At 42.8% G+C, this 2511-nt stretch carries 2 protein-coding genes; one reads left to right on the forward strand and one right to left on the reverse strand.

Going from position 1 to position 2511, the window contains the following annotated elements:
* On the reverse strand, positions 1–1366 hold a 1366-nt coding region (locus tag AC29Z1_RS16480; RefSeq protein ID WP_488272539.1), incomplete at its 3' end, for a [Fe-Fe] hydrogenase large subunit C-terminal domain-containing protein.
* Between the two features lie 635 nt (positions 1367–2001).
* Between AC29Z1_RS16480 and AC29Z1_RS16485 the strand changes: the two genes are divergently transcribed.
* Positions 2002–2385 carry a DUF1540 domain-containing protein gene (locus AC29Z1_RS16485; protein ID WP_488272540.1) on the forward strand — a complete coding sequence of 128 codons (384 nt, stop codon included), beginning with the start codon at positions 2002–2004 and terminating at the stop codon, positions 2383–2385.
* Positions 2386–2511: the final 126 nt, after the last annotated feature.

Consider the following 2511-nt stretch of genomic DNA (forward strand, 5'->3'; position numbering starts at 1 on the left):
GTATTCCTGCCATGACAGGTTCAAGTAAAATGGCCGGAATACCATGATCTTGATAGTGGCCGAGTTTAGCCAGGAGCGAGTAAACCTGCGGATTTTCCACTGGGGTATGGGCGTGCGAAGCATTGCCATATTCGTTGATATAATTGGTGCATTTTTCGGGTGAAATAATCCTGCCAGGCCCACCAGCACAACCGCCTTTGCAAGCCATACCTTCAATAAAGTTGGCATCGAGTTTGCCGGCTCTGAGATCCTCCAATAATTTAGTGCAATCAGGTATGCCATCCACTTTGATAGCTTTGAACTTTTCGGCGCGGCGGGGAATGAGTTTTTCTAGCGTAGTACCTACAGCAGCGCTGACGCCACCTGTACGTCCATAAAGGCGGCCACCCCAGGAAGCTAAGGGATTTTCTTCGTCCGGCTCTTCCGCAGGGTTTATGTTGGCTGCCTCAAAAATAGTTGCTAATTCTTGAAAAGTAAGTACAAAATCAATAGCGCCTTTCAGGTCAGGTAGTTGTGCTTCCGACTTTTTGGCGACACAAGGTCCAATAAACACTACTTTGGCATCAGGTTCCAGTTCTTTGATGACTCGTCCTGAAGCTATCATGGGGGATACAGATGGGGATATATTACTTATTAGATCTGGGAATTTGTTTTCAATGAGCTTAATCCAGATAGGGCAGCAGCAACTGGTAATTAAGAAATCGTGTTCTTCCTTAACATGTTCATCATACTCAAAGGCTTCTTTAATGGTGATAAGATCAGCGTACAAGGCGGTTTCAACCATTTCGCTAAAACCTAACTTTAATAACGCGCTGCGAAGTTTGCCAGGGGTAACTTCGGGACCAAATTGCCCGGTAAAAGCCGGGGCAACAGATGCATATACTTTGTGTGTGTTTTGTTTCAGTAGATTAATTAGTGGTACAAACTGTGATTTATCAGCCAATGCGCCGAACTCACAAGCGCTGATGCAGTAGCCGTCTCTGGCGCACTTGGTTTTGTCGATACAAGGACGTCCCAGTTCATCGCGAGTGATCGCGCTCATGGGACAACTGGTCTGACAGTTTGCCTGCATACACTCCTGACAAACCTCTGGATTTGCAAGGACAATGGGTTCGCTGCCCATACCCATCAGGGCTTCTTCATCATATTCGCTAATAACCTCTTCCGAGTTATTGGGTTCAAGACCCATGGCAATACGAATTTGATTGGCAACAAGCCTTCTGGTAGCTTTATCTTCAAATTCAGACTGCAATAAGCGGCATATTTCCTCTTTGCGCTCAAAAAGCTGGCCTTCCCAGGCAGCCTTGGCTACTTGGTATAGGATTCTTGGTCTTATATTGAGATCTGGGGGTGTTTGTTTTTTCATACGTATCACCTATCCAATCATGTCATGATTTTCCTACTTATTTGTATTTTGACGTTTTATGTAGAATTTCCTGTTGTAGTTCGTGCTATACTTGATATTGTAGTAGCAAAATAAAAGTAAAATCATAAAGGAGACATAACAACCATTTGCCAGCAACGCAATGTATCGGCAAGGTTCACAGCAAGACGGGTGCACCAGCTAATGCATTATTCCTTGAATAGTACGGCGCCTTATTTTTTTGTAACGAGGTAATCTATTTTTATTGCTTGTTTCGGTGAGCAGGTTTGTAATGTTATGTAATGGGGAACCTATGAATGTAGTTTGCTGAAATGAGGTGAAAGCCTGTGAATAAGGTTTGTCCATTGTGTAATGCAATGCAAATAGTTGAAAAAAAATGCCCGCAATGTGGCCATACCATGAGGGATGGTGGCATACTGAATAATTATCTCGGACCTTACAGTCCTTACATGGAAGCACAGTCATTGCCGTTTCAATCAGCCGAGTATTGCATGCATCGCATCTACTGTCCCAAGTGTCATTTTGATACTCGGGAAATCATAACTTTGGTAGCAATATAACGGGCATAAAAAATCCCTAGCGTACAGATACTATCAAAAAATAAAGGAGGGAATATTATGTCTAATCCGGTTGTTAAATGTACTGTTGATCAATGTACCCATTATATGCCAGGTGACCAATGTATGGCAGCAAAAATCAGTGTTTACAATGATGAAAGCGGAGGCACATCTGAAACTTCAGCAGACACCTTATGTAAATCTTTTCATCACCGTAAAACGGTAGGTGATATGGTTGGTTCTTTTCATAATGCCAATATTGGCGGTGCTATGTCAGCGGCCTTTTTAGACGGAACGCAAATCACTCCGGCTGTTGAATGTTTTGTTAATAATTGTAAGTATTGGGATAACGGCAACTATTGCGGTGCCAAAGAGATTCATGTAACAGGTCCTAATGCATCGAAAACGTCAGACACTGATTGTAAAACGTTTGAAAAGAAGTAATCCATTTTTCAAACCAATTTTATATAGAACTAGCAAGAAGTCACATACAACGACAAATGTATGTGACTTCTTGCTAGTTTGCCCGGCATGGGCAGTAACTAGGCGGTGAAAGTCCGCTATGGGCTT

The sequence above is a fragment of the Sporomusa sp. genome, from assembly GCF_057736855.1.

Coding starts and splice junctions, on each gene's coding strand:
- AC29Z1_RS16485 (WP_488272540.1), top strand. CDS start 2,002: ATGTCTAATCCGGTTGTTAAATGTACTGTTGATCAATGTACCCATTAT.